Origin of the sequence: Nostoc sp. (genome assembly GCF_036916735.1) — a bacterium.
Lineage (GTDB): Bacteria > Cyanobacteriota > Cyanobacteriia > Cyanobacteriales > Nostocaceae > Nostoc.
In genome coordinates, this window is record NZ_JBALFV010000091.1 from 1 (window position 1) to 26171 (window position 26171).

The window sequence follows — 26171 nt, forward strand, 5'->3', positions numbered from 1 at the left end:
CTGGCGCTTTACAACACAGGATGCGAGAGTCAAGTTGCGTTCTCTCTACCCTAACCCAGCAAATTAAGCTTGCCGCGCTAGTAGGTTGGGTTGAGCAAAGTGCAACCCAACAAAACCCTAGAAATGTTGGGTTACCCTGCGGGATCTTGCTACGTTCCTCAAACGCCACTTGCTACCCTACGGGAACGCTAAGAGCGAACAAGTCGGGAAACCGCAAGGGCGCAGTGGCTCCCCAACCTACACAATTTAAGGTTTTTGGGGCACTAACCCAAGCGTATTGATCAATAACCAACAAGTTTATTACACAATATTTCACCTAATTTCACCTAATCTGCCAGTTAGTAATATCCTATTTAAGTCTCCCTTACCTCGGAGGTAACTTTTTGAGCAATGTGAAAAGCAGAGATATATGAAAGTTGAAGACTACCTCTAAAATCATTTTATATACGATGTCTTAATCCCAAAAATAAAGACTCTTTATTTTCTGGATCTAATTTTATGTATGGCAAGTAAGTGTTCAAAAGTGTTAAATATTCATCGGCAGTGTAGCTTACTTCTGATATAACTTGTCCAGATATCAAGTCTTTGAATTGACCCGAATCAATGGTCATATTTCCTAATGTTTGTTTTAGGTCTTCCATAATCTATTTAATTCCTGCAACGCCGCTTTTGTTAGCTTAATTTCTATTTTTATGAAAACCCCGGCGTCTGCGGCCATTTTCTAAGAAGGGTTTTCGCAACGGTACTACCTCAGCTTCGTTACTTTCGCGTGCTACTCGAATTAGCAACCCAGCAGCTATTAAGCTAGCAATCATAGAATTACCACCATAACTGAACATAGGCAAAGGTAAGCCAGTAGTCGGTAGAGAACCTGTAGCAACACCAATATGAAGTAATGATTGTCCTACCATCAAAATTGTCACGCCGATCGCTACCAATCGATGTACTATATTTTTAGCCTTCAGCGCCACAATTAATCCAAAAGTGGCAAATGTAGCTAAAAGTACTAACAACACCATACTGCCAACAAAGCCAAACTCTTCAGCGAACACTGCAAAAATAAAATCGGTGTCCTGAATGGGTAAATAAAATAGCTTTTGTTGAGAAAGCCCAAATCCAGCTCCCCAAGTTTTACCAGAACCCACAGCTAGTAGACTTTGCACCAACTGGTAACCATCTCCTGTAGCATCCGCCCACGGATTGAGGAATGACATCACCCGCTTACGCTGATACTCTTTAATACTAATACTGAGGACTGCCAACATCACTCCACCAATTGCTGTTCCTCCCAAATACTTGTAAGGTAAGCCAGCTGCTAAAGCAATTAGCCAAATAGTCATTCCGCAAAGTGCTGTTGTACTCAAGTTAGGCTGGGCAAGAATTCCTAAAAGTACTAGACCGAAAATACCCAACCAAGCCAAACGAACCCGCCAACTGATTCGTTCCCATTGACCAAAAAGCCGCGCACTTTGCAGCACTAAAAAAGGTTTAATTAATTCTGAGGGTTGAATCGGAATAGGCCCGATCGCAATCCAACGCGCTGCGTCAAAAGCCTTTTTTCCCAAGCCTGGGATCAGTGTAATAAAAATTAACGTCAAAAACACTAATAAAAACCAATGGGATACTCCCAAAATTTTCTGCAATGGTGAATTAACAATAATATTGAATCCGATTAAGGAAACTAAGACCCAAAGCAGTTGACGCTTAAAGTAGTACAACCCATCATGATGATTGCTATCAGCGACAGGATAGGATGCCGAAAATAGCATGATCAACCCAACGAATAGCCAAATCAACGTTAACCAGCGCAACAGCCGCGCTTCTAATGCCCAGTTGGAGACTGAACTATCAAAAATTGGAATCAAGCGGCGTAGATCCACGAGCGGTACAGGTAAAAAGTTAGGAATTAGGAGTTAGAAATAAAACTCATAAATCATAACTTATAACTCATAAGTAGGCTTTACAACTATACATTTGATAATGGTCAACTTGAATACACTCAGCTAGCAACTGTTAATGTAATTCCTAGTCGCCTTGGGGTGGTTCTAGCGATCGCTAGTTGATACAAAGGATATTTTTCTCAGAGCAGTACCAAATTTGACAACACAATACTTCTTGCTTTCCTTGATTTGACTTTTGACAAACCGAAAAATTTTTAATTTATCACGCATCCAGAAAGTTTCTCATAAAAAGTCCAGATAAAGTTTCAGTAATATTACGGTAGTGACTTAACTTTCTTAGGGCTATGGTTAATTGAGCTTATTTAAAAAGCTTGCGTAAATATGATGAATAACAGCAAAGCTCCCACAAACACAATTGTGCGTAAATCTACTCGTCCAGCATTAGTAGGTGAGTTTCACATTCATATAGATGCTCAGACGCTTTCAACTCCTTTTGAAAAATTTCTGATCGACACTCAGAACTTTTGGAATTCCGACTTCTCAGGTCATCCCGAAGGACTTGCTCATCGTCCTCCAAAAAAGCACTTGACAATAAAAACTAAATATGGTTCACATGTTAAAGAAAAGTTTGCTAGTATTCTCCGCTACTTAGAGGATAATTCTGAAGCTATAGAAGGGTACATTGAGGCGGAATATATTCCCGTTGACGTAGAAATTCAGGAAAAATCTTTCAATCCAGAAATCGAAATTCCTTTTAAGCTTAAGTTGGCATCTTTAGCACCTGGAACATTTCGTCAAGATGAGCTACACATTACTTTATCGCGGGAGCAGTCAGACACAAGATTAATTAATTCCTTGCGAGATATGGGATTCTACTCAGTCTATATGAAAAAATTATTTGGGGAAGTAGAAATCTTTACTGCCCAAGGAACACGCAAAATAATTCGTCAGCTTTTGCCAGAGGTTATTACATATCTAACAGCAGTGGGGGGTGCCGTACAGTGCAGCGTTAAAGAAGAAAGAATTATTCGCTGGTGGATGAGTTCACCAGAACTTCTACTGCCTTCTGTTATCAACACTGTTGAGAGTTAATTAGCTCTATTTCATCACTGTAGTGGTAGTAAGTAATATTTAGAGTAGCTCTTAATAAAATGCCAGCTAATCTAAAACCTTTGCTGCAATAAACTTTTAGACTCTTCCGAAGGGCTTGATAGAACACCTAACCGTAGTACCGCTACGTAGAATTCAAAATTAAGAAAGCTTACTAAATAAAGTTTTCACTCATTTTAAATGGTTGGTTTATTTGCACCCTGCTGTACTGGTTAGAGTACAAGAATGAAGGCTACTTCCTTTGGTTTATATAACTGTAGCAGAATTCTTTACTCTAAAAGCTAGAATCTTGTGAAGAGTCAACCCAATCTCATCTGTCGATTTATCCCATTAGAAACTCGTTCAAACAGGATATCAGACATCCTGCGTCGTTTGAGTTTGAGAAATAAAATTATTGGCGGCTATGCTGTAGCTCTGAGCATTGCTGTAGGAGGAACGATCGCTGGATTGACCCTTGGCAATTACTACCAGCAACAAGCGAGTACCACTCAAGACAGTGCTAATCAACAAGGTCAGCTCTTGAGTGACTTGCAAGTAGCCATGCTTCGGACTCTACCTACCAGAGAGTTTGTACCTTTACTCAAAAAGCCGAAAGAGTTTGAGCAACACAAGTCGGAATTGTCTGAGCGAGAAGAAAAAATTAAGCAGCTGATCAACGAACTCCAGCGATCACCACAAACCACAGCTACAAAAGAGTTGGATCGTTTGTTGTCCAAAGATTATCGGGTGGCGGAAAAATTCTACCAACAGCTTGAAGTCTTGCTTAACCAGATAAAGCCGCAGATGTTACAACCACAGTCAAGTGGCGCAGCTAAGAAACAAATCACAGACTTTACAGGTGGCCCCGAATTTGGTGCAATTGTTAGCTCTGCTTACGAGCTCACAACTTTTATTAAAAGTGCTGGAGAGCAAGAGAAAGAAGCGAAGTACGCCTTAACAAAAGCAGAGGATCTGCGAAACCAGATTATTCCTATCAGTATGGTACTCTCAATCTTGTTCGCTGCTGTCTTAGCCTTCTCTACCAGTCGAGCGATCGCCCGCCCGATAGAAGCTGTGACTCAGGTTGCTCAACTTGTTAGTTCTTCATCAGATTTTACTTTGCGAGTTCCGGTTACCACATCAGATGAAATCGGTCTATTGTCAATATCCTTCAACAACCTTATCCAAACGATCGCAACTTACATTCAAAAACTTTCACAAAAGAATCAGAAACTAGAGCAAGCAGAAGAGGCATTACAAATCGCTCATGATCAGCTAGAAACTCGTGTCAGAGAACGAACAGCAGAACTAGCGAAAATAAATCAGGAATTGCTAATTGAAGTTACAGAGCGTAAGCGAGCAGAATCACAACTGCTACATTTGGCATTTCACGATGCATTAACGGGGTTGCCAAACCGCACTTTCTTTATGAATAGCCTCAGAAATGCGATCGATTATTCAAAGCGGCATTCAGATTATTTATTTGCCGTACTGTTTCTAGACTTAGATCGCTTCAAATTTATCAACGACAGCTTGGGACACACATTTGGTGACCAAGTACTGCTGACTATTGCTCAAAGGCTAAAGGAATGCTTGCGCTCTATAGATGTAGCTGCAAGGGTGGGAGGAGACGAGTTCACAATCCTGTTGGGAGGAATTCAGGATGTCAACCACGTAGTACGCATAACTGAACGGATACAAGAAAAACTGGCAATTCCCGTAGTTTTAGATGGGCAAGAAGTGTTTACCACAGTCAGTATTGGTATTGCCTTGAGCATGACAGATTATAACCAACCAGAAGACCTTCTGCGTAACGCCGACATTGCAATGTACCGAGCTAAGGCACAAGACAAGGTGCGCTACCAGATGTTTAATACTGATATGCATATTCAGGCAATGGCACACTTGCAGTTGGAGACCGCTCTGCGACGAGCTATTGAACGTCACGAGTTTCGGATTCATTATCAACCAATTGTGTCACTCACTACCGGGAAGATAACTGGTTTTGAAGCACTGGTGCGGTGGCAGCATCCAGAACGGGGTATTATTTTTCCAGAAGATTTCCTGCCAACTGCTCAAGAAACTGGGCTGAGTATTTTAATTGATGAGTGGGTGATGCGTGAAGCCTGCCGCCAGACACAGCAGTGGCAAGACCGATTCCCTCCAAAATCAGGGAAGTTGGGTGAGCAAGCCTTGACCATTAGCGTCAATCTTTGTAGTTCTTGGTTCAGTCAACAAAAGCCACTGCTGCACATCAATCAAGTCTTACAGGAGACTAGTTTAGATATACAGAGTTTGAAATTGGAGATCACAGAAAGCGTAATTATGGAAAACGGCGAGAATGTCACCACCACGTTAAATCTACTAAGAAATTTAGGAATTAAGTTGGCAATTGATGACTTTGGTACAGGCTATTCTTCATTAGGTCGCCTTCACCACTTTCCGATTCATGAGTTGAAGATTGACCGCTCCTTCGTTAGTGGAAGGAGTGTTGGTGAAGGAAATTTAGATATTGTTGAGACAATTGTCACCCTGTCTAAAAAAATAGGTGTAACTGTCACAGCAGAAGGCTTGGAAACGGCAGAACAATTAGCACTCCTGAGAGCAATGAAATGTGAATATGGCCAGGGAAATTTTTTCTCGAAGCCCTTGGACAGTTCAACAGCAGAGGCTTTAATCGTGGCTAATCGTCAGTGGTGATTATGGCAATTTTTTACCATAACTCAATGACTTAATCCGATTAACTGCTTGGCTTTTAGGGGATATGATGATACAAGGATTGTTAGCAGAATTACCAGTGAGCGATCGCATTTTCTAACTTTCAAAAATCTAAGCAACAAAAAAGAGGTCTTTGCTGACCTCTTACCAATTTTCTAAAATAATGTTTTATCTACAGCAATTAAATCAAACCAGTATTAGCGCCTTGCTTGCCAGTTGCTAGTTCCACCTTGATGATTGTGCCACCTGCTTTTTGAATGCGTTGCTGTTCGCGGAACCAATTTTCATAAGGAACTAGCTTAGTGAAGTAAGTATTTTGGAGTTCGCGTTGGGTACGAATTCTGGTTTGGCTAGGAACTAGAGCTGTAATTTTAAACAAACGGGCCATGTTTTGAAAATCTCCTGTAAATTTTGTGAAAACTTTTTTTATCTCAAAATCTTGAGTGCAAATCTTTTAATCATTCAAAGGCTGGAAATCAAACATCAATACTAGACCATCAACACTCATCAGTGATAATTTACCAAGATAAGCAATATAACGTTCTAGCACTCACGGCTGATTTCCAGACCTTAATAAAGTCGCACCTAAATTCTTAAGCGCAAACTAGTTCTTAGCTTAAGCCAGAAGAGATATAGTCTAAGTAAACACCCATTTCCTTACCAGCATCAGAACCAACCAAGCTAGCGGTTACTTCCTTGATTGCTTGGATAGCTTGCACGGTAGCACCAACAGGAACTCCTAAAGAGTTGTAGGTTTCCTTCAAGCCATTTAATACACGCTCATCCAAAATGGAAGGATCGCCAGCTAACATAGCGTAGGTGGCATAGCGGAGGTAGTAGTCCAAATCACGGATGCAAGCAGCATAGCGGCGGGTGGTGTACATGTTGCCGCCCGGACGGGTGATGTCAGAGTATAGCAAAGATTTTGCTACAGCTTCTTTAACGATCGCAGCAGCGTTAGCGCTGATGGTGCTAGCAGCACGTACTCGCAGTTCGCCAGTAGCGAAGTAGCCTTTTAGCTTTTGCAAAGCAGAAGAGTCTAGGTATTTACCTTGAACGTCTGCGGAGTTAATTACAGCAGTAATTGCGTCTTGAGCCATGTTGTTAATTCCTTATTTCCAACCGTATTGCAATACTTGTGTTTCGGCAGAGAAACAGCATCACCCTATAGCAGGGCACCAACTAAGTAGTCGAAGTAAGTACTAGCTTCAGCAGCATCATCACCAGACAGCAATGTACTAGCTACATTCTTCAGCCCACGGATACCTTCAGCAACACCATCAATAGGGGTTCCCAAGGACTTGTACAGTTCACGCGCACCGATAACACCAATTTCTTCGATAGGGGTAACATCACCAGCAACGATACCGTAGGTAACGAGGCGGAGGTAATAATCTAGGTCACGCAGACAAGTAGCAGTCAATTCTTGACCGTAAGCGTTACCACCAGGAGACACAACATCAGGACGCTTTTGGAACAGTTGATCGCCAGCTTGCTTAACCAAGCGTTCACGATTTTCTGTCAAAACTTGAGCAATCCGCACACGGCGCTCACCAGTAGCAACAAAGGATTTGATCCGATCCAATTCACCAGGGCTGAGGTAGCGAGCTTCTGCGTCAGCATTCACGATAGCTTTCGTGACGATACTCATTAATGGATTCCTCCAAATACGAATGAAACCAGGATTTGATTAAACTAGTGCGACTTTAAATTCGGTTCACTGAGTTTGTTTTCTCGTTCTTTCAGATATAACAGTTTAATAACTGTTACGGCTAATAAATTACGAGTTTTCTTGAGTCAACACCAGTAAACAAGCTTTTAAACTCAGTTACCTTACGCAAAACATTTTCCGGCATTCTGTTGAGCATTTATGACTGTTCTTAACACTTTGTAATATTGTTTTTCAGAATTTCGGGTTTTAGCTCTAATCTGAGAGCAATATTACGAAAGGTTATGAAGGTGAAAGGAAACTGGGGACACAACGACAAACGGTAGTTGAGCGGAGTCGAAACTTAGTGCATCGCTCTTTACTGGCGACTAGGACAGTAAATAATCTCTGCCCTATTCCCTATCTCCTATTGGCAAGTGCAAGGGGACTGGGGACTAGGGACTGGGACAGTAAATAATCTGTACCCTATTCCCTATTCCCTATTCCCTATTCCCTATTGAGAAGCGGTTGTAAGGTACAACATCTTCACCGAAGTAGCGGCTATATTCTGGGCTATCGACTATTGCTTCTACAGCAGCCGACAAACCACTATCACCTAGCAGATTGTTATACTGGCGAATTTCTTCCTGATCTGCGGGTGTACGCCCCAACAGATGACGGAAAAGGAACTCAATCACCTTCGCATGAGGATAAGGTGATAAGAAGCGCTGGCGATAGATTTCAGAACTAGCTAGTTGACGCACAAACTCCCGCACGGAAATTTCACCATTCTGGAGTTTGCCCTCTAGGTCAGTACGGCGGAAATTATCAGGCACTTCACCGCTAAATACATCCAAGACTTGACAGTAAATAGCGTTAATTGCCTGTTGTCTTTCGGCTTGGTTTGTAGTTTCAGTTAGACGGTAAATACGTGCATGTTTACGCACAGCCACTTCCACTGGTTGTCCGTTCCCATCGTTGTAGGAACGACCCAGTTCAGCAAATGAAGGCTGACCGTTTGTTTGCGTTGTTATATCTGCGATCGCCTGTGCCAAAAGCGGCATATCGCTTCCAGTGCGGGCTTGCACTGGCTTAAAGCTTGGTACAACTACGTCATCATTTTGCTTGGTAAGCTGGTTGTACAGTTTTTCTGTATTCGGGAAGTTTGCCGCAGGTAGGGTTGGGAAGCGACGGTAAGGCACCGTATCTTCACCAAATACCTCGTTATATTCCACACTATTTACCAAAGCAGCAATAAAGGCACGAATACCTTGAGTAGCCAAAATCTGGTTATACTTACGGATTTCTGCTTGGTCTAGTGGCGCACGTCCCAAGAAGTGTTTGGTTCCCAACTCAATCACTTTGGTGTTGGGGTAAGGTGTGTAGAATTCTTTTAGGTAGAGGTTAGAGTAACCCAAACCTTCAATAAATTCCTTCACACTAATTTCGCCATTACCCAGCTTGCTTTCCCATTTTGTAAATTCGTTTTTGGCGATATAGGGGGCAATATCCCGCTCAAAAATCTGACGATAGGCAGCGCTGATCAAAGTTTTTATAGCAACTTTGTCATTGTTATTCGCCACCAACTTGAAGATTTTGCTTTGTTCGCGTTGCTTGCTGACGCCTTGGTTAATGCGGAACTGAATATCTGGTTCTGACCGATTTTCTGTGACTGTACCCAATGTCACAAAGCTCGGCGTTACTTCTTTCTGAACTTTCGCTGCAACATCTTCACGAATACTACCAACGCGCAATTGTCGCCCTGATACACCACCAGGAGTCAGATACCGTTCGTAAGGAATTGTATCTTCACCAAAAGCTTCGGCGTATTCTACGCTGTTAATAATGGCATCAACTACTGCGTAAAAGCCCTGTTTAGCAGCGATGTCAAAGTACTTGTTGATTTCTTGACGACCATAAGTCGGACGACCCAACAAGCGGCGGTGAATATATTCGATCGCTTTACAAACATAAAGCGATGACCAGTACAGATTGCGGAATACATCTGACTTGGCCAAAGCACGGATAAACTCTCGTACAGAGATGTCGCCGTTTTCCAGCTTGATTTCCAATACCTTTGGGCGCTGACCTTCGTAAAGATCGCGACCGAAAACTTGCAGGTAAGCAGCTTTAATCACTGCTTGCGTCGAGCTTTCAGAAAATCTGACGCTAGAACTTTTGTCAGCCTTTCTACCAATAGTACCAGGTAGCTGATCTAACTTGAACACCTTGGGCCCAAGGGTACCAGGAGCTTCACCCCGCGCGTTGGGATTGCTATTTTGGTTATTAATCCCTGCCCCTTGGTGAATCAGGATGCGCTTGGTATCCTTGCCAAAAGGAGCCGGACTGGTGCTGGGGTTGCGAGTTTCTTTCGGGAAAATCGCCCCAAATTGAATTTCTAAGGGGTCATTTCCAGAACCATAGGGATGTTGATCTGGTAGTGGTTGTTCGTAAGCAGCAAATGTGGTGATGAACTGAGGTATCTTGCGGAAAGGCGCACTGTAGTTAAATAGGTCTTGCTGCGGTCCCCAGTTGCGACATTCTTGTGCTTCTTGACCAAGACCCCGGAGGTAGGGTACTGTTTCTTCGCCAAAATAGTCACCGTATTCAGCAGAATCTACTAAGGCATCTACTAAGGCTGCTAGACCACCGTTAGAAATAATCGAGAAGTATTTTTGTACTTCTTCGCGGCTACTTGGCCCCCGTCCCAAAATGTGACGGAAAGCTAGTTCGATGACTCGGCTGTTAATAAAAGGCTGGTAAAACTGTTTTTGGTAAAGGGGAGATTTAGCTAGACGACGGACAAACTCCTTCATGGAGATGTCGCCATTTTTCACCTTGGATTCTAGATCAGATATTGACAAGCTATAAGCACGGGTAATATCGCGCTCAAAGATTTGCCGATAGGTCGCTTTGACAACCTCATTTTTTTCACTACTTGACAACCCAGGTTTCATCACAAACTTGGGACGCCGTTCTGACGCATTAAAGTAAATTTGCGGCAGTTCCAACCCTTGCTGGTCGCTAGAGGGGCGTTGGCGGAGTTTATTTGAAGGTGTGGCTGCTTTGAATTCTGTTAGCAAAACATCCATGTACTGAGACACAATCTCTGTAGCCTCAGCATCTTTGCGGAAAAAGGAAAGTGACCCGGCTTTGATTTCTTGCAAAGCTACCAGCGTTGCTTCACCAGAGCAGGCATTTTCAATGATTTCCCGCAAACCCCGTGTGTTCACCGCTATGATATTGGGGTCGCCAGCAATGATCGCATAGGTAGCGTAGCGCAAGAACCAGGATAAATCCCGCAAGCTCTTGGCCATGTTGCTTGGGCCATAGCGAGCAATGTTAATTGGTCTGAAACCTGGAGGTGTCGGACCACTGGGGGATGAGTTAAATATTGAGCGTAAATTTTCTAGGAACCCGCCACGACTTTCAACGTAGGTTACAGTTCCCAGTTGCATCCCTTGTTGAACATTAGCACCGGCAACAGCACTAACAGGTACTATTTCTACTTCTCTGGGCTTTTCTAAAAAAGCCATTGGCGAACCACCGACAAAAATCCGGTTGGCAGCGCGAGATACAATAATCTCGGCATTATCCGTCAGCGTCTGGGAAATTTCTAGACGCTTTGCACCAGATGCAAAATAGCTTGCCAGTTCATTTAATTCACCACTTCCCAAAAAGCGGTCTTGCTGCTCGGCTTGGGTAATTGTCGCTACAGCTAGGGTTTGATATAGTTGCGGACGCGCAACTGAGCTTCCACCACTTGCCTTAACACTCATCGGATTTGTAAAACTCCCATCATAATCATTTATGTGTTAAGTCTGGGTCGCTTTGAGGCTTGACACATCGGTGTGTCTGTGCTTTATAAGCTTGAGAGTACTGCCTGCAAAACTGCCAGTAAATTAACCCGGTTAGCTTTTAGATTAAAACGTTTTGCGTTCTCAAGGCTCGTTTATTAAGAAGTGTGTAGAACCTGTAGCTTATATTTATCCAGTCTTAAGATTACATACTCTTATTTGGCTGAGACGAAATCTAAGTTTTGTAACTAAGTAACAGGGTAAGCATGGTCTACTGATGCTGAAAACCCCTATTTTGATGTTAGTGGCAGTATCCACCCTACAAGTATTACAACTTATACAAAATTTCAATTGAAATCAAATTGCCTTCAGCAATGTCAGTGGACAGGAGTCAGTAATCAGTAGTTAGCATTAAGTTATTTTTCATACTTAAAAAAATATTAATAAATGACATGACCCTGAAATAGTTATTAATTTGTGATACTTTAAGCATTTGCTCTCAGTATTCTTTAACCGTAAAATACGATGCACAAAAGTTCTAAATTTAACTATTTATTTAATGCTACTCTGTCTGCGATCGCAGTTATTCTGGCTGTCACTCCTGCAAATGCGCTTCCTGAGCAAAACATCAACACCGTTGTCAAGTGGGCAAAGACTAGACCTCAACTACCAAATCTGAGATACAACAGCCAAGCCCACGGCTATGACGGTACAAAGGGAAATTTATACTTTTATGCTGATGTCACTTCTCAAAATGGGACAGTGACTAAAGAAGGAATAACCGTTAGTGGTGATAAACGCCTCAAATTCACCACAAAAAATGCCAATGCAGTGAAATTGTTACAAAATATTTATAATTTTAATATTGCTAATGACTTTCAGAAGTCTCGGTATGTCACCAAAGTTGGACGTGAGCAGTTTTATCGTGGGCAAAAGTTTGCTTACATCGCTGCTGAGGTACAAGGTGGGTCATCATTGCAGATGATTCCTTTAAATAAGTTGCAAGAGTTTATAAATAATGCAAAATATTGTCAAACCAATCAGTGCGACGTTTAATTAAGATTTCCAAGAAAGAAATTATCCAAATAAACTAACCACTCCGAACATAGAACACAGAGAGAAGAGAAATAGAGAGGATTTTTATGTCAGTTTTGGGATATTTTTTATTTGAAAGTCTCTTAAGCCTGTAGCATATAATTTACATAAGCATTATCAGTAAACAAAGGCACGCAATTACTAATGTTGTAAACGGCTGACAGTTCAACATCTGACTCAAAACCTTTTTCAATCAACTCTTTACCCGAACTGCATTTTTTTAAGTACCCCAATAAGTCTTGCTGAAAAGTCTGAAATGTTGTCACAGCAACTTCGGCTTCTGGTGATAAGCTGCCATCTAAATAACTGAGAATTGCCCCAGCACCAATTAAATCTTCAAATGCAGGTCGGAGGCTACCATCTTCTTTCCACCTTTCACCAGCAGGAATCACAGCGATTTTATTACCGTACTTTTGAGCAAACTGCGCTACAGCTTGGCAATTTCGTAAACAGCCAGCCAAAGTTGGTATATTCCCTGTATGTAAGGTCAAAAAAGAGCCATTAGGTGAAGGTAAAACTAGTCTAGTTCCAGCAGGAATCTGAGTCACCGATTTTGGCGAGAGAGAATATCCAGTTGTAGTCCAACGTTGTCTATGACTTGCTAACTCTGCTTGTACTGATTTGGCATAATCTATAACAGATTCATCTCTCGTTGCGTAGGGAAAAATTATCGCGCCGTTATTAGTAGCAATTTCTACGCAGGTAGAAAAAGAGAGAACGTCAACTATCACAACTACATCACTGATAGGAGCGAGTTGAGCAACTCCTTGTGACCCCCATTCACAGCGTAAATTAAACTCTGATTGATTGTAAATCATTGGAGCGATCACGCCGATAACACTTACCATCAGTTCGGCTGTAGTAGTGGCTGTCTACCTTTTCACAGATAGTTAACTCATTAACAGCAAGTCTCAGCGCCTTTACCCAATCCCCAGCAGTTGAGCGCAAGTTAGAATTTTTATAACCATCATTAAAGCATCTGAGAACCTCTAGGTGAACAATCTCAAGAGGAATTGTCCTGTCTACAGGTTGAATCAAACTGTTTGGTGCATACAGCAATAAACCGCGACGGAGAAAACGCCAATCAACATCAAGTTTCAAAGCCTTTCTTTTCTGGTAATTGTATACATTAATAAGTTCTTTTGCTTCCTTAATTTCCGGCATCAAAAAGCCCACGCAATTAGCCTGAGCATCTTTCAGTACCGACTTAGGCCAAGCAAAAGAAATATGATTGAGGTGAGAGTTTGGCTCTTTGGGTTGGTGCGTTATAATCGCCGCCAACTTTTGTACACGCTCAGGAGTTGGCAAGTGGTAAATTTTTGCTAAGTAACCATTGTGATTAGTTCGCCAAACTTTACTTCACCCTTATCAGCGATCGCTTCACCCAGCAGAGTAATCATTGACCCGTACTGGCACAGGTGAGAACTGTCATTAAATTTTACTCTTTATCAAACAAGCACAAAAGTAAAGTTTTATCATCGTCAGTGCGAGAATTTAGCCGTTCAGAGTTAAGAAATTCCATCAGATATTTATCTTCATTCCCTGGAGTGATAGGTTCGTGCAAGTATTCTTCCAAAGGTTTAAAGAAAGGTGAGAAAGGTTCCCACTCGCTTAAGCGAATTGCAACTTTTTCGAGTCCATCAGTGGAAGCACAAATAAAATCTTGTTTATCAAGAATAACCTTTACCTGCATTTCTGTTAGTGCATTTGCTGAAGTGATAAAAGTCGTTTCATTGACGAACTCGCCTTTATCTGGCTGAAATAACAGTTGATATTCTGAATCTTGAGAACGCACTACAATAAATCCATCCCCGATTTGCATAGCTGCAAGCCAGTCATGAGTCGCTACAAAAACCAACAACGTACAAGCTAAATCATTAATAAAATAATCTTCTTCATCTGCTTGCTTCTGTAATTCTGTAATAACTTAGTTTACAATCTTAGCAAACACTTTATGAGCTTCTTCTTTGTCAAGTGGTTGAGAAAAAGCTTGCTTTTGAGGAAATTCATTAATATCATAAAAGCATCTCAGTACCGTTTCTACCGACAACTAAGAACCAACATCAGAATGTTTAGCACTACCAGCACCATCAGCAACAGCGCCTACAATCACATCACCAAAGATGCGATAATTCCCATAATCTTGACAACCTATCCCCTGGTTTTGATGACTCGTTCCGCTCGCAGAACGTGCAACAGCTTTCCAATTCATAAAATTTCCTCTAACTAGTAATTTGACCCCATCCTATAGCCGATAAAGCTACAGCTTGCCCTACTTTGCCACTAGAAACCCTTTTCATTGAAGCAGAAAACCAGACAAACAACTCACGAAAATCTAAGCCATTTAACATAATTGGTGGACGTTCAGGAACAGAAATTTGTTTGAGAATATTCATATCAATACCCTGCACACCAACCGCAAAAAAATGACAGTCGGCGTTGTGCTTCTGCTTCTCTCATCCTTTGCGCGGCTGGCTGTCAGGAGTCATTTGGCTCTCTGTCTGTAATCAAAAACATCCAAAGGCAATAATAAAGAATACCGTTGTCTTTATAAATCTGTTTGCGGTTTTCTAAAAAATCCAAAGCATACTCAATCGCCGCACCCATTGGGGTTAAACCACCTACTTCCAATCTAGGCGGTGTAAATTGATCAATCGTCACAAAGTCTTGTGTGAGTTTAACTATAGGCCCAAATGTAATCGTAGCCACTTCTACACTCAGCGATGCTTGGGAATCTTTTAGTACATCTGCTTTGAAAGCAGCAAGTCCTCGATTTAACTCTTGGATAGGGTGACCTGACATAGAGCCAGAAGTATCGAGTAACAGAATTACAGGGCAACGATTTTCTGGATTTTCAACGAATTCCGGCATTCCTATAAGCATTTTTTATCATGATTAAGTAAATTCTTATACAAAATATATAAATTAAATTTTATTAGCTAAGAGATACTTAAACAGTAGTGTTTTTACTGAAACAACTTCCTTGCTTCAAATATATGGGCTGATGGCGCTCATAATTATCTGTATACCTGAAGTGTTCCGCATTAGCTAAACTTAGAATTGCTGCAATATTGCTCCTGAAATGTCAGACTCTCAAACCGTTAGCACTGCTGTTGCCAAACTCTACAATATCTATACATTTGTCTATGCCATCTAAAGATATATTCCATCAATCTGTTCGCACTGCTTTAGAAAAAGATGGTTGGATAATTACCCACGATCCACTGCATCTGAAAGTTGATGACATTGAATTTTTTGTGGATTTAGGAGCAGAAAGACTATTAGCAGCACAAAAACAAGGTCAAAAAATAGCTGTAGAAATTAAATCCTTTATAGGTACATCGGAAGTAACGGAATTTCATCTCGCTTTAGGTCAAACCTTGAATTATCGGCTAGCATTAAAAAAAGAAGAACCAGAACGTATTCTATATCTAGCTATTAGCCAAGATACATACCAAGACTTTTTCTCACGTCAATTTATTCAAGATTCTTTAAAAGAATATCAAATTAAACTTTTAATATTTAATTCCTTAAGTCAGGACATTGTTTTATGGAAAGAATAAATTACTCTCAAATTATTCAAGATATTTTAAGCAACCATTCCGCTAATGACGTAGCTAATGGCACAGAAGTTCAATTGTTGTTTGATGCAGAACGCCATCATTATCAAATCTTAAATATTGGCTGGAAAGAACAACGCAGAATTTATGGAATCATCATTCATGTTGATATTAAAGACAAAAAGATTTGGATACAAAGAGATGGTACAGAAATAGGTATCGCTAATGAATTAATTGCTGCTGGTGTACCTAAAGAAGATATTGTATTAGGATTTCACGCTCCTTATAAACGCGAATTTACTGACTTTGCTGTTGGATAAGTAGTATCTTTGCCCTAATCATTCACTATCGGCTAAACTCAGAAATGCTGCGTTATTCCTCATCATGTCCGATTCCCAAACTGTTAGTGCTGCTGTTGCCAAACTCTACAATACCTACCCTTTTCCGCCAGAAGCCTTGTTGGATGAACCACCCCCAGGCTACAACTGGCGTTGGAATTGGCTAGCCGCTCATAATTTTTGCACAGGTCAAAAACCCCAAAGGCAAGATATTCGGATTTTAGATGCAGGTTGCGGTACTGGTGTGAGTACAGAGTACTTGGTTCACCTCAATCCCCAGGCTTCTGTTGTCGGAATTGACCTCAGTACTGGTGCTTTGGCTGTAGCAAAAGAGCGTTGTCAGCGTTCTGGGGCTACCCGTGTTGAATTTCATCACCTCAGCTTGTTTGATGTAGAACAGTTACCGGGTGAATTTGATTTAATTAACTGTGTTGGTGTTTTGCATCATACCTCCGATCCAATTCGCGGTATTCAAGCTTTGGCAAAAAAGTTAGCCCCAGGTGGCTTAATGCACATTTTTGTCTACGGAGAGTTGGGACGTTGGGAAATTCAACTCATGCAAAAAGCGATCGCACTTCTTCAAGGTGACAAAAAAGGCGACTACCGCGATGGTGTCCAAGTCGGACGACAAATATTTGCTTCCTTACCAGAAAATAATCGAATTGTCAAATCAGATAAACAGCGTTGGTCATTAGAAAACCACAAGGATGAAAACTTTGCTGATATGTATGTTCATCCCCAGGAAATTGATTACAACATTGAGACACTGTTTGAATTAATTGATGCTTCAAGATTGGAATTTATTGGTTTCTCGAATCCGAGTTTCTGGGATTTCGAGAGACTTTTGGGCAAAGCACCAGAGTTATTAGAACGGGCAAAACAATTGAGCGATCGCCAGCTTTACCGCCTGATAGAATTACTAGATCCAGAAGTAACTCATTACGAGTTTTTCCTCGGTCGTCCTCCCCTGATCAAAGCCGATTGGTCAGATGATAACGCCCTATTGGCAGCAATTCCCGAACTTAATCCTTGTATTGAAGGATTTCCCAGTCAATGTTTCTTTAATTACAATTACCAAATTGTTAATTTATCTGTAGCAGAGTTGGAATTTATGCAAAAGTGTGGTGCTAATTCAACAGTGGCAGATATTTTAGCAGGCGTGCAACTGGGATTGGATGGGGTAAGAATGCTTATCGAGCAGCAGCTGATTTTATTGACACCTGCTTAATTACACTAGATTTTGATCCTGGGTTAAGATTTGTCAATTTATACTCGTGGTGATGAGCGATCGCCTATCACCACTTTTGGTAAATTAATGTAAATTAGGAAAGTGCCTAAGAAACAGGGTATTGTACATCCCAAAAGTTGGAGCTTTCTGGAATTCATCAGCAGTGGTGCGATCTTTAATGACAAACCGCTACTCTACAATTTCTGATTTGCGGTACGTTCATACGCTCCTCAAGCACCAGTTGATTTTATTGACACCAACTTACTTCAAACTTTGGAGGATAATTATTCACTCAAAAAAACTGAAATCGGAAGAAATTTTGAATTTTCAGACAGCATTTATTGATTATTCGCCCAAAAACTCCCTCACACGATCAGCCGCTCTCTCGCTTCTGTGAGCGCGATTTTACTGACTGCCTGATGTTGATAAGAAGTTAATTGTTTTTTCCTAAAGTATTGTTACCGGATCGTGATATGATTCAGCTGACTGAATGTGCAGTCATCATATTTAACTGTACTGGTTTCAAGTCCCGTGAGCTTGTCAGACGAATCAATTGCGCCCACTCCGACAACGCAACAAGATGCTAAAACTGGTTCTGAAGACACAGAATCAGGTAACTCCATGCAAGAGTTCCATCAACTCTTCCAGCGATTGTTAGTAATCACGCTTGTCTTGACGGGGGTTATTTTTATCTCTGTGTGGATTTTTTATTCCTTAAACATTGCCCTAAATTATTTAATTGGGGCATGTACAGGTGTGGTTTACTTAAAAATGTTGGCTAGAGATGTTGAGCAGCTTGGTAGTGAGAAAACCAGTCTGAGCAAAACTCGTTTTGCTCTGTTTATTGGAGTGATGATCGTGGCAACTCGATGGCGTGAGCTACAGATTCTGCCCATTTTTTTGGGATTTTTAACTTACAAAGCCACGCTCCTCGTCTATATGGTGCAAATTGCGTTCATTCCTGATTCTTAAAAAGTCAGGCTCACAAAGATAGTAATCCCATCCTCGCTCGTTGGGGAAAATGCTTGAAGAATGCAAATGCTTAGTGTCTTAAACGCCTTTAATTCTTTTCCCCTCGCCGAATTAGAAGTAGGACATCATTTCTATTGGCAGTTGGGCAATCTTAAAATTCATGGGCAAGTTTTTCTCACCTCATGGTTTGTGATTAGCATTTTAGTAGTGGCTTCAATAGCTGCTACTCGCAACGCACAAAGAATTCCCAAGGGCATCCAGAATTTGATGGAATACGCCCTAGAATTTATTCGTGATTTGGCAAAAAACCAACTTGGTGAGAAAGAGTACCGCCCTTGGGTGCCATTCATTGGCACATTGTTCTTGTTTATTTTCGTATCGAACTGGTCAGGCGCACTAATTCCCTGGAAGCTCATCAAGCTACCTTCGGGCGAATTGGCAGCTCCCACCAATGATATCAATACGACTGTTGCATTGGCATTGCTGACCTCTTTAGCGTACTTTTACGCAGGTTTTAGCAAACGGGGTTTGGGCTACTTTAAGAAATATATAGAACCAACACCTGTTTTGTTGCCGATCGCAATTCTTGAAGATTTCACCAAACCCCTCTCCCTAAGCTTCCGTCTATTTGGTAATATTTTGGCGGATGAGTTGGTAGTAGCGGTACTGGTGCTGCTAGTTCCTCTATTTATACCTCTGCCTGTAATGGCCTTGGGTTTATTTACTAGTGCCATTCAAGCCCTGGTTTTTGCCACCCTAGCCGGAGCATACATTCATGAGGCAATGGAGGGGCATGGCGGAGATGAACATGAGGAGCATTAAACTTCTCAGTTGATAGCACAGTTCCAAGAGCATCTTTGCTCAAAACATCGCAAAGCGCGATCTTAAAGAACCCGGTGCAGCGTGAAAACCACGTTTCTAATTGTTAACGTAATGTCTGTTAGTTTTGTAATCAAAGCAAGGAAAATCAACATGAATCCATTAGTGCAGGCTGCTTCAGTTCTCGCTGCTGCTTTAGCGATTGGTTTAGCTGCAATTGGCCCTGGTATTGGTCAAGGAAATGCTGCTGGACAAGCAGTAGAAGGTATTGCTCGTCAACCTGAAGCAGAAGGTAAAATTCGCGGTACTCTGCTATTAACCTTGGCATTCATGGAATCTTTGACTATTTATGGTCTAGTAATTGCCCTGGTATTGCTGTTTGCTAACCCCTTCGGCTAATACCTGAAATTTTTGTGAGTGTGGAGACGTGAACCATCACGCCTCTACAATCTAAAGATTTTGGAAATTGAGTCGTTTTGCTGTAGTTGATTACCGATTTTAGATTTTAGGTCGCACTTTTGGTACGCTTGTAGCGCAACTTGGGTTTTGGATTACTGAAAGTTTTCGGTACCTGCCCCTGAGCGATGCCCACTCTAAAATCTAAAAGACGCTCTTACATCGCTCTAAGCGAAGTTATGCCGTTGGCGCAGCCTGTCGTAGAGAAGGCTTTATGCTACGCTATCGTCAATCTAAAATCCAAAACTACTTGACCCTTGTTGGCTATGGGTCTCTAAAATATGAAAGCTTGGATGAATGTTGCTAGCCATGAAAACTGCTACTTCAGCCAAAGAGGAGACAAATGTTTGATTTTGATGCTACCTTGCCCTTCATGGCATTGCAATTCCTGCTCTTGGCAGCTTTGTTGAATGCAATTTTCTATAAGCCACTGACCAAGGTACTAGACGATCGCGATAATTATATCCGAACGAATACCCTTGAGGCGAAAGAAAGTTTGGCAAAAGCCGAGCGTTTAGCCGCCGAATATGAGCAGCAACTCGCAGACGCTCGCAGACAATCGCAAGCGACCCTAGAAGCAGCTCAACTGGAAGCTAAAAAAATTACTGCCGAAAAAATCGCTGAAGCCCAAAAGGAAGCTCAGTCTCAACGAGAACAAGCTTCTGTTGAAATAGAACAACAAAAGCAAGAAGCTTTTCGTAGCTTAGAGCAACAAGTTGATGCTCTCAGCAGGCAGATTCTAGAAAAACTATTGGGCCCAACTCCAGTTAGATAAGCTAACTAGACTGGTTCTTTGAAAGCATACGCGCAACTGGGCCCTAGTCCAAAGCGCTTAATTAAGTGTCAAAAAAGACACCTTTTCCCTTCTGAGGAAAGATACTTAATTTCCCTACGGGAAAATACAACGTATTAGCAGACGAGCAGCGCACTTGTAAATGGGTATCATGGGGACATTCTTATTACTTGCCGCAGAAGCGAACGCTGTTCACTCTGAATTAGCAGAAGGCGCAGGAGAAGGTGGTTTCAGTCTAAACTTAGACATTTTTGAAACCAATCTGATCAATCTAGCGATTCTGGTTGGCATCCTATTCTACTTCGGACGTAAAGTTTTAAGCAATATCCTGAACGAGCGACAATCCAATATTGCCACCGCAATTCAGGAAGCAGAAGGGCGCTTAAAAGAGGCAAAGACTGCCCTTTCCCAAGCGCAAGAGCAGTTAAAGCAATCTCAAGCAGAGGCAGAACGCATCCGCCAATCTGCCGTAGAAAATGCCCAAAAGGCAAAAGAAGCCTTGTTGGCGAAGGCAGCGCAAGACGTAGAACGCTTGAAACAAACAGCAGCAGCAGATTTAAATACCGAAACAGAGCGAGCGATCGCTCAACTGCGGCAAAGAGTTGCTGCACTAGCATTGCAAAAAGTCGAATCGCAACTCCAAGGCGGGATTGCCGATGATGCTCAACAAAGTTTAATTGACCGCAGCATCGCACAACTGGGAGGCAATGTATGACAAGTCAGGTAGCGGCAGTCGAAGTAGCCCAACCTTATGCACAGGCACTTTTGTCAATAGCGCAATCGAAAAATTTGACAGAAGAGTTCGGGGAAGATGCGCGTACTTTCCTGGGACTGTTAAGAGCAGACAAACAGCTACAAAATTTCTTTAGCAACCCGTTTATTCAGGCTGAGAACAAAAAAGCTCTCATCAAACAAATACTCGGTGAAGGCTCTAACCTCTACTTACGCAATTTTTTGCTTGTACTGGTAGATAAACGCCGCATTGCCTTCTTGGAATCGATTTTTCAACAATATCTGGCGCTGTTGCGGCAGCTGAATCAAACCGTATTAGCGGAAGTAATTTCAGCCGTTCCCCTCACAGAAGCTCAACAGCAGGCAATCATCCAAAAGGTCATTGCCATCAGTAATGCTCGCCAGGTAGAACTAGAAACCAAGGTAGACAGTGAGTTAATTGGTGGTGTGATCATTAAAGTAGGTTCACAAGTAATTGACGCCAGTATCCGGGGCCAGTTGCGTCGCCTTTCATTGCGCTTAACTAATAGCTAGAAAGTTAGGAGTAGAGACGCTATTAATCGCGTCTGTACAGGAGTTAGAAGTTAGGAGTTAGGAGTTAGGAGTTAGGAGTTAAGTAAATAGTAATTTATTTTGACTTTTAACTTTTAAGCTTTGCTTTTTCAACTCATCCCTCCTAACTCCTCACTCTTAACTCATCAACTCCTAACTCCTCAGTCTTAACTCATCACTCTTAACTCTTGAATTTTTCAGTCTCGAAAGCAAAAAGATAGACACATGAGCATATCAATTAGACCTGACGAAATTAGCAGCATTATCCAACAACAAATAGAGCAATACGATCAAGAGGTCAAAGTTGCTAACGTTGGTACTGTACTACAAGTTGGTGACGGTATTGCCCGGATTTATGGTCTAGAAAAGGCTATGGCCGGGGAACTTTTGGAATTTGAAGACGGCACAGTTGGCATCGCCCAGAACTTGGAAGAAGACAACGTGGGTGCGGTGCTTATGGGTGAAGGGTTAGAAATTCAAGAAGGTAGTTCTGTAACTGCTACCGGTAGAATTGCCCAGATTCCAGTAGGAGAAGCTGTAATTGGACGAGTTGTAGATGGCTTGGGTCGTCCTCTCGATGGCAAGGGAGACATTAAAACTTCAGAAAGTCGTTTGATTGAATCTCCAGCACCAGGTATCATTGCTCGCCGATCTGTACACGAACCCATGCAAACGGGTATCACAGCTATTGACTCAATGATTCCCATCGGTCGTGGTCAACGGGAATTGATTATCGGTGACCGCCAAACCGGCAAAACTGCAATCGCGATCGACACAATCATCAACCAAAAAGAAGAAGATGTAATTTGTGTCTACGTTGCGGTTGGTCAAAAGGCTTCCACCGTTGCTAACGTGGTGCAGACATTACAAGAAAAAGGCGCAATGGATTACACCATTGTTGTCGCCGCTAACGCCAGTGACCCAGCAACCCTGCAATTCCTAGCTCCCTACACAGGCGCAACTATTGCTGAGTACTTCATGTACAAAGGCAAAGCTACCCTGGTAATTTATGATGACCTCTCCAAGCAAGCCCAAGCTTATCGCCAAATGTCATTACTGCTGCGTCGTCCACCCGGACGCGAAGCTTACCCTGGAGATGTATTCTACATTCACTCCCGCTTGCTAGAAAGAGCCGCCAAGCTAAGTGACGAATTAGGTAAAGGCAGTATGACCGCTCTACCAATTATCGAAACCCAAGCTGGTGACGTTTCAGCATACATCCCCACCAACGTAATTTCCATTACCGATGGTCAGATATTCCTATCTTCTGACTTGTTCAACGCTGGTATTCGTCCAGCTGTAAACCCTGGTATTTCTGTATCCCGCGTGGGTTCTGCGGCGCAAACCAAGGCAATGAAAAAAGTTGCCGGTAAGATTAAATTGGAACTAGCCCAATTTGACGACCTGCAAGCCTTCGCTCAATTTGCTTCTGACTTAGATAAAGCCACTCAAGACCAGTTGGCACGGGGTCAACGGTTGCGCGAACTTCTCAAGCAGCCACAAAATTCGCCACTTTCAGTATACGAGCAAGTAGCAATTCTATACGCTGGTATCAATGGTTACTTAGACGATGTGCCTGTAGATAAAGTCACCAGTTTTACCCAAGGTCTGCGCGAGTACTTAAAGACTGGTAAGTATGCCGAAGGAGTAAAAGCCTCCAAAGCATTAGGTGACGCAGAAGAAGCTGCTTTGAAAGAAGCACTTACCGAATACAAGAAGACCTTCAAAGCCGCAGCGTAATTAGTCATCAGTCATTAGTCATTAGTCATTGGTAAATAACTAATGACTAGTGACAAAGCGCAAAGTCTGAGCGGAGGTTTCCGACGCTCGCGGACTCGCTAACGCTGCGCTATCCGTTGGCGCAGCCAGCCGTAGGCATCAGAACTTTGTAAGAGAGGACAAATGACAAATGACTAAGGACTAAGGACAAAAATATGGCCAATCTAAAAGCAATACGCGATCGCATTCAGTCGGTCAAAAACACCAAAAAAATCACAGAAGCCATGCGTCTCGTGGCTGCGGCTAGAGTGCGTCGGGCGCAAGAACAAGTGCTAGCGACTCGCCCCTTTGCCGATCGCTTGGCACAAGTATTGTATGGTTTGCAAAGCCGTTTACGATTTGAAGAAGCAAACCTACCACTATTGAAAAAACGGGAAGTTAAGTCAGTCGGGCTATTGGTAATTTCAGGCGATCGCGGTCTATGCGGCGGCTACAATAGTAACGTTATTCGTCGTGCAGAAAATCGCGCCAAGGAAATTAAGGCAGAAGGTTTAGACTATCAATTTGTGTTAGTCGGGCGTAAAGCTACACAGTACTTTCAACGCCGCAATCAGCCCATTGATGCTACCTATAGCGGATTAGAGCAAATTCCCACCGCAGCAGAAGCCAATCAAATTGCCGATCAATTACTTTCCTTATTCCTTTCGGAAGAAGTTGACCGCATCGAATTAATTTATACCAGATTCCTTTCCTTAGTTAGCTCCCGTCCTGTGATACAAACCTTACTGCCCCTCGATCCGCAAGGATTAGAAGCAGGCGATGACGAAATCTTCCGCTTGACAACCCGTGGCGGTAAATTTGAAGTCGAACGGGAGAAAGTAACTAACCAAGTCCGTGCATTGGCTCCTGACATGATTTTCGAGCAAGATCCAGTACAGATTCTCGATTCTTTGTTGCCTCTGTATCTGAGTAACCAGTTATTGCGGGCGCTGCAAGAATCGGCGGCTAGTGAACTCGCAGCTCGGATGACAGCCATGAGTAATGCCAGCGACAATGCCGGTGAATTGATTAACACCCTCACGCTGTCTTACAACAAAGCTCGACAAGCTGCAATTACCCAGGAACTCCTAGAGGTTGTTGGTGGTGCTGAAGCATTAACTTAGGGTATAGCTAATCATTTATTTGTAGTGCGTTGTAATATATAGTCAATTGCTAATTATTTTAAGATTGGCAATTGGCTATTTTTAGTATTTGAGACTTTTATAGATGACATTAACGCCATACGGGCCCTTATGTACTGAGGTTTACGAAATAACCAAGCCTATTAATCGATATTATCCTGATGTTCCATACTACATCAAACATCTTTCATCAATTGGTGGCAGGATTTTGGAAGCGATGGTTGGGACTGGACGACTACTTATCCCATTGCTAGAAGCTGGTATTAATGTTGAGGGGATTGATACTTCACCAGATATGCTTGCTGTTTGTCGAAAACACTGTACTGACAGGAATTTAAATCCTGTTTTATATCAAGGTTGTGTAGAAAATCTTGACATTCCTGGTAAATATAGTGCAATCGCAGTTTCCTTCGGCTCATTCATGCTGCTAGAAAAGCGAACTGCTGCTGTGGCTACATTGCAAGCTTTTGCTCGACATCTGGAACCACAAGGGCGAATCTTTGTTGATTTAGAGTTGCCTATCGAAGATTTTAAAACAGAGAATATTGTTAAGCAGCGCTCGCCAATCAAGTGCCCTGATGGATCAACAATCCTTTTACAATCTACATCTCGGATAGACTGGCTAAATCAACTGAATACGACTGTGATTCGCTACGAAAAGTGGAAAGACAGCAAACTTGTTGCTACAGAGTTACAAAATCTTTTCCTACATTGGTTTGGACGCGACGAATTTATTATGTGTTTACGGGAAAACGGATACAAAGACATTACCGTATCCGCTAATTATACTGATGGTCTAGAGCCAAATTCATATAAAGACACCCTGTGTTTCTCAGCAGTACTGGTGTAAACCAAAAAGTCTTTACCCAATAACACATTTTTAAAACTGCGTATTATAATTGAAATATGAAGCGCATGGGTCCGTCACGGTTTCGACAGGTTGGCGAACGCTGCTCTGTGATTCAGGTCGAGAGTGAGTCTCCTCTCGAAAATCAAAGGCTCGAAAAAAAAGTAAATGCGAATAACATCGTTAAATTTGCTCGTCGGGAAGCTCTAGTAGCAGCCTAAAATACCTCTTACAGGTTCGAGCGTCTTTAGTTTGACTCCGTTAAGGACTAAAGACCAAACCCCAACGGATGCTCTAGTAAGCGTTCTCTGGTTGGCTTGCTAGCTAAGATTAAATCAGAGCATCCTACGTTCGGGATAATGAACGATTCCCGCCTTGAGGGTCAGAAAGGCTAAACCTGTGAATGAGCGGGGGGTCAATACCCAATTTGGACAGCAGTTCGACTCTGCTCGGATCCACTAACAATAACTAACAAGTCCACCAAACAATTTAATGTTTAGGTGGATTTTGTTTATAAGAATATTTCAGAACTCAGGAGCAAAGCTACAGACGATTGATACCATTTCATAAAAATATGATACGAATGTAGGTTGGGTTTCGTCCTTTAACCCAACATCTAAAAGTCATGTAATTGTTGGGTAACACTAAAGTTCAACCCAACCTACTAGCGCGGCAAGCTTAAAATATTGGGTAAAGAGGCTAGGGACGACTACCGAATGAACCCCA

24 protein-coding genes, 1 other RNA gene and 2 pseudogenes are annotated in these 26171 nt (G+C 42.2%); 17 read left to right on the forward strand and 10 right to left on the reverse strand.

The genetic code is table 11. From position 1 onward, the window contains the following. Positions 1 to 281, forward strand: a 281-nt coding sequence (locus V7L20_RS19915; protein ID WP_334745749.1) for a hypothetical protein, incomplete at its 5' end; no start/stop codon positions are given. Positions 282 to 440: 159 nt separating this feature from the next. Here V7L20_RS19915 and V7L20_RS19920 read toward each other — a convergent pair. Together V7L20_RS19920 and V7L20_RS19925 are read right to left on the reverse strand one after the other, a co-directional pair. Beyond that, the gene (locus V7L20_RS19920) at positions 441 to 641 is read right to left on the reverse strand and encodes a hypothetical protein (protein ID WP_334745750.1); all 201 of its coding nucleotides are present in this window, start codon (positions 639 to 641) and stop codon (positions 441 to 443) included. 36 nt (positions 642 to 677) lie between these two features. Then, entirely contained in the window at positions 678 to 1880 is a 1203-nt protein-coding gene (locus tag V7L20_RS19925; RefSeq protein WP_334745751.1) for an FtsW/RodA/SpoVE family cell cycle protein, read from the reverse strand. Between the two features lie 402 nt (positions 1881 to 2282). On the opposite strand from V7L20_RS19925, the gene V7L20_RS19930 reads away from it, so the two are divergent. Further along, positions 2283 to 2993: a hypothetical protein gene (locus tag V7L20_RS19930; RefSeq protein ID WP_334745752.1), complete on the forward strand. Its 711-nt coding sequence runs from the start codon at positions 2283 to 2285 to the stop codon at positions 2991 to 2993. Between the two features lie 309 nt (positions 2994 to 3302). Then, a complete protein-coding gene (locus V7L20_RS19935) occupies positions 3303 to 5690 on the forward strand; it encodes an EAL domain-containing protein (RefSeq protein ID WP_334745753.1) in 2388 nt (795 codons plus the stop codon). Between the two features lie 199 nt (positions 5691 to 5889). Here the strand turns inward: V7L20_RS19935 and V7L20_RS19940 are convergent, their stop codons facing one another. The 4 genes from V7L20_RS19940 to V7L20_RS19955 form a co-directional block, all read right to left on the reverse strand. Next, positions 5890 to 6096, reverse strand: coding sequence for a phycobilisome linker polypeptide (locus V7L20_RS19940; protein ID WP_229487371.1), 207 nt, complete (start codon positions 6094 to 6096; stop codon positions 5890 to 5892). 223 nt (positions 6097 to 6319) lie between these two features. Beyond that, positions 6320 to 6808, reverse strand: coding sequence for an allophycocyanin subunit beta (gene apcB, locus V7L20_RS19945; protein WP_100899351.1), 489 nt, complete (start codon positions 6806 to 6808; stop codon positions 6320 to 6322). A gap of 65 nt (positions 6809 to 6873) precedes the next feature. Continuing rightward, positions 6874 to 7359 carry an allophycocyanin subunit alpha gene (gene apcA, locus V7L20_RS19950; protein ID WP_334745754.1) on the reverse strand — a complete coding sequence of 162 codons (486 nt, stop codon included), beginning with the start codon at positions 7357 to 7359 and terminating at the stop codon, positions 6874 to 6876. 497 nt (positions 7360 to 7856) lie between these two features. Then, positions 7857 to 11135, reverse strand: a complete 3279-nt coding sequence (locus tag V7L20_RS19955; RefSeq protein ID WP_334745755.1) for a phycobilisome rod-core linker polypeptide — start codon at positions 11133 to 11135, stop codon at positions 7857 to 7859. 543 nt (positions 11136 to 11678) lie between these two features. On the opposite strand from V7L20_RS19955, the gene V7L20_RS19960 reads away from it, so the two are divergent. Continuing rightward, on the forward strand, positions 11679 to 12209 hold the full coding sequence (locus V7L20_RS19960) for a hypothetical protein (RefSeq protein ID WP_334745756.1): 531 nt from the start codon (positions 11679 to 11681) through the stop codon (positions 12207 to 12209). A 122-nt stretch (positions 12210 to 12331) separates the two neighbouring features. Here the strand turns inward: V7L20_RS19960 and V7L20_RS19965 are convergent, their stop codons facing one another. The 4 genes and pseudogenes from V7L20_RS19965 to V7L20_RS19980 form a co-directional block, all read right to left on the reverse strand. Beyond that, positions 12332 to 13096 (reverse strand): 2-phosphosulfolactate phosphatase, encoded by a 765-nt coding sequence (locus V7L20_RS19965; RefSeq protein ID WP_334745757.1) that lies wholly within the window; start codon positions 13094 to 13096, stop codon positions 12332 to 12334. Beyond that, on the reverse strand, positions 13041 to 13556 hold the full coding sequence (locus V7L20_RS19970) for a hypothetical protein (protein ID WP_334745758.1): 516 nt from the start codon (positions 13554 to 13556) through the stop codon (positions 13041 to 13043). The genes V7L20_RS19965 and V7L20_RS19970 overlap by 56 nt, the downstream gene beginning before the upstream one ends. 130 nt (positions 13557 to 13686) lie before the next feature. Then, positions 13687 to 14460 (reverse strand): annotated as a pseudogene (locus V7L20_RS19975) (PP2C family serine/threonine-protein phosphatase). Between the two features lie 10 nt (positions 14461 to 14470). Beyond that, positions 14471 to 15131: pseudogene (locus V7L20_RS19980) on the reverse strand (vWA domain-containing protein). Positions 15132 to 15394: 263 nt separating this feature from the next. Between V7L20_RS19980 and V7L20_RS19985 the strand changes: the two are divergent. The 13 genes from V7L20_RS19985 to ssrA all read left to right on the forward strand — a co-directional run bounded on the left by V7L20_RS19985 (position 15395) and on the right by ssrA (position 25906). After that, on the forward strand, positions 15395 to 15811 hold the full coding sequence (locus V7L20_RS19985) for a XisH family protein (RefSeq protein WP_334745759.1): 417 nt from the start codon (positions 15395 to 15397) through the stop codon (positions 15809 to 15811). After that, complete coding sequence (locus V7L20_RS19990) at positions 15799 to 16128, forward strand: XisI protein (protein ID WP_334745760.1); 330 nt, start codon at positions 15799 to 15801, stop codon at positions 16126 to 16128. Before V7L20_RS19985 ends, V7L20_RS19990 begins: the two co-directional genes overlap by 13 nt. 64 nt (positions 16129 to 16192) lie before the next feature. Continuing rightward, entirely contained in the window at positions 16193 to 17374 is a 1182-nt protein-coding gene (locus V7L20_RS19995) for a class I SAM-dependent methyltransferase (RefSeq protein WP_334745761.1), read from the forward strand. A gap of 531 nt (positions 17375 to 17905) precedes the next feature. Beyond that, positions 17906 to 18346 (forward strand): ATP synthase subunit I, encoded by a 441-nt coding sequence (locus V7L20_RS20000; RefSeq protein WP_334745762.1) that lies wholly within the window; start codon positions 17906 to 17908, stop codon positions 18344 to 18346. Between the two features lie 60 nt (positions 18347 to 18406). After that, positions 18407 to 19168, forward strand: coding sequence for a F0F1 ATP synthase subunit A (gene atpB, locus V7L20_RS20005; protein ID WP_334745763.1), 762 nt, complete (start codon positions 18407 to 18409; stop codon positions 19166 to 19168). A gap of 150 nt (positions 19169 to 19318) precedes the next feature. Further along, positions 19319 to 19564, forward strand: coding sequence for an ATP synthase F0 subunit C (gene atpE / locus V7L20_RS20010; protein WP_334745764.1), 246 nt, complete (start codon positions 19319 to 19321; stop codon positions 19562 to 19564). A 400-nt stretch (positions 19565 to 19964) separates the two neighbouring features. Beyond that, entirely contained in the window at positions 19965 to 20396 is a 432-nt protein-coding gene (locus V7L20_RS20015; protein ID WP_334745765.1) for a F0F1 ATP synthase subunit B', read from the forward strand. Between the two features lie 160 nt (positions 20397 to 20556). Further along, entirely contained in the window at positions 20557 to 21129 is a 573-nt protein-coding gene (locus V7L20_RS20020) for a F0F1 ATP synthase subunit B (protein WP_334745766.1), read from the forward strand. Next, complete coding sequence (gene atpH, locus V7L20_RS20025; protein WP_334745767.1) at positions 21126 to 21680, forward strand: ATP synthase F1 subunit delta; 555 nt, start codon at positions 21126 to 21128, stop codon at positions 21678 to 21680. The genes V7L20_RS20020 and atpH overlap by 4 nt, the downstream gene beginning before the upstream one ends. A 243-nt stretch (positions 21681 to 21923) precedes the next feature. Then, complete coding sequence (atpA, locus tag V7L20_RS20030) at positions 21924 to 23438, forward strand: F0F1 ATP synthase subunit alpha (protein WP_334745768.1); 1515 nt, start codon at positions 21924 to 21926, stop codon at positions 23436 to 23438. A 194-nt stretch (positions 23439 to 23632) separates the two neighbouring features. Then, positions 23633 to 24580: a F0F1 ATP synthase subunit gamma gene (locus V7L20_RS20035; protein WP_334745769.1), complete on the forward strand. Its 948-nt coding sequence runs from the start codon at positions 23633 to 23635 to the stop codon at positions 24578 to 24580. 103 nt (positions 24581 to 24683) lie between these two features. Beyond that, entirely contained in the window at positions 24684 to 25448 is a 765-nt protein-coding gene (locus V7L20_RS20040) for a class I SAM-dependent methyltransferase (protein ID WP_334745770.1), read from the forward strand. Between the two features lie 67 nt (positions 25449 to 25515). Then, positions 25516 to 25906: a transfer-messenger RNA gene (gene ssrA, locus V7L20_RS20045) on the forward strand. Positions 25907 to 26171 lie beyond the last annotated feature (265 nt).

Coding starts and splice junctions, on each gene's coding strand:
- atpB (WP_334745763.1), top strand. CDS start 18,407: ATGCAAATGCTTAGTGTCTTAAACGCCTTTAATTCTTTTCCCCTCGCC.
- V7L20_RS19990 (WP_334745760.1), top strand. CDS start 15,799: ATGGAAAGAATAAATTACTCTCAAATTATTCAAGATATTTTAAGCAAC.
- V7L20_RS19930 (WP_334745752.1), top strand. CDS start 2,283: ATGATGAATAACAGCAAAGCTCCCACAAACACAATTGTGCGTAAATCT.
- atpE (WP_334745764.1), top strand. CDS start 19,319: ATGAATCCATTAGTGCAGGCTGCTTCAGTTCTCGCTGCTGCTTTAGCG.
- apcA (WP_334745754.1), bottom strand. CDS start 7,359: ATGAGTATCGTCACGAAAGCTATCGTGAATGCTGACGCAGAAGCTCGC.
- V7L20_RS19960 (WP_334745756.1), top strand. CDS start 11,679: ATGCACAAAAGTTCTAAATTTAACTATTTATTTAATGCTACTCTGTCT.
- V7L20_RS20035 (WP_334745769.1), top strand. CDS start 23,633: ATGGCCAATCTAAAAGCAATACGCGATCGCATTCAGTCGGTCAAAAAC.
- V7L20_RS19940 (WP_229487371.1), bottom strand. CDS start 6,096: ATGGCCCGTTTGTTTAAAATTACAGCTCTAGTTCCTAGCCAAACCAGA.
- atpA (WP_334745768.1), top strand. CDS start 21,924: ATGAGCATATCAATTAGACCTGACGAAATTAGCAGCATTATCCAACAA.
- V7L20_RS19920 (WP_334745750.1), bottom strand. CDS start 641: ATGGAAGACCTAAAACAAACATTAGGAAATATGACCATTGATTCGGGT.
- V7L20_RS19995 (WP_334745761.1), top strand. CDS start 16,193: ATGTCCGATTCCCAAACTGTTAGTGCTGCTGTTGCCAAACTCTACAAT.
- V7L20_RS19965 (WP_334745757.1), bottom strand. CDS start 13,096: ATGGTAAGTGTTATCGGCGTGATCGCTCCAATGATTTACAATCAATCA.
- V7L20_RS20015 (WP_334745765.1), top strand. CDS start 19,965: ATGTTTGATTTTGATGCTACCTTGCCCTTCATGGCATTGCAATTCCTG.
- apcB (WP_100899351.1), bottom strand. CDS start 6,808: ATGGCTCAAGACGCAATTACTGCTGTAATTAACTCCGCAGACGTTCAA.
- V7L20_RS19985 (WP_334745759.1), top strand. CDS start 15,395: ATGCCATCTAAAGATATATTCCATCAATCTGTTCGCACTGCTTTAGAA.
- atpH (WP_334745767.1), top strand. CDS start 21,126: ATGACAAGTCAGGTAGCGGCAGTCGAAGTAGCCCAACCTTATGCACAG.
- V7L20_RS19955 (WP_334745755.1), bottom strand. CDS start 11,135: ATGAGTGTTAAGGCAAGTGGTGGAAGCTCAGTTGCGCGTCCGCAACTA.
- V7L20_RS20020 (WP_334745766.1), top strand. CDS start 20,557: ATGGGTATCATGGGGACATTCTTATTACTTGCCGCAGAAGCGAACGCT.
- V7L20_RS20040 (WP_334745770.1), top strand. CDS start 24,684: ATGACATTAACGCCATACGGGCCCTTATGTACTGAGGTTTACGAAATA.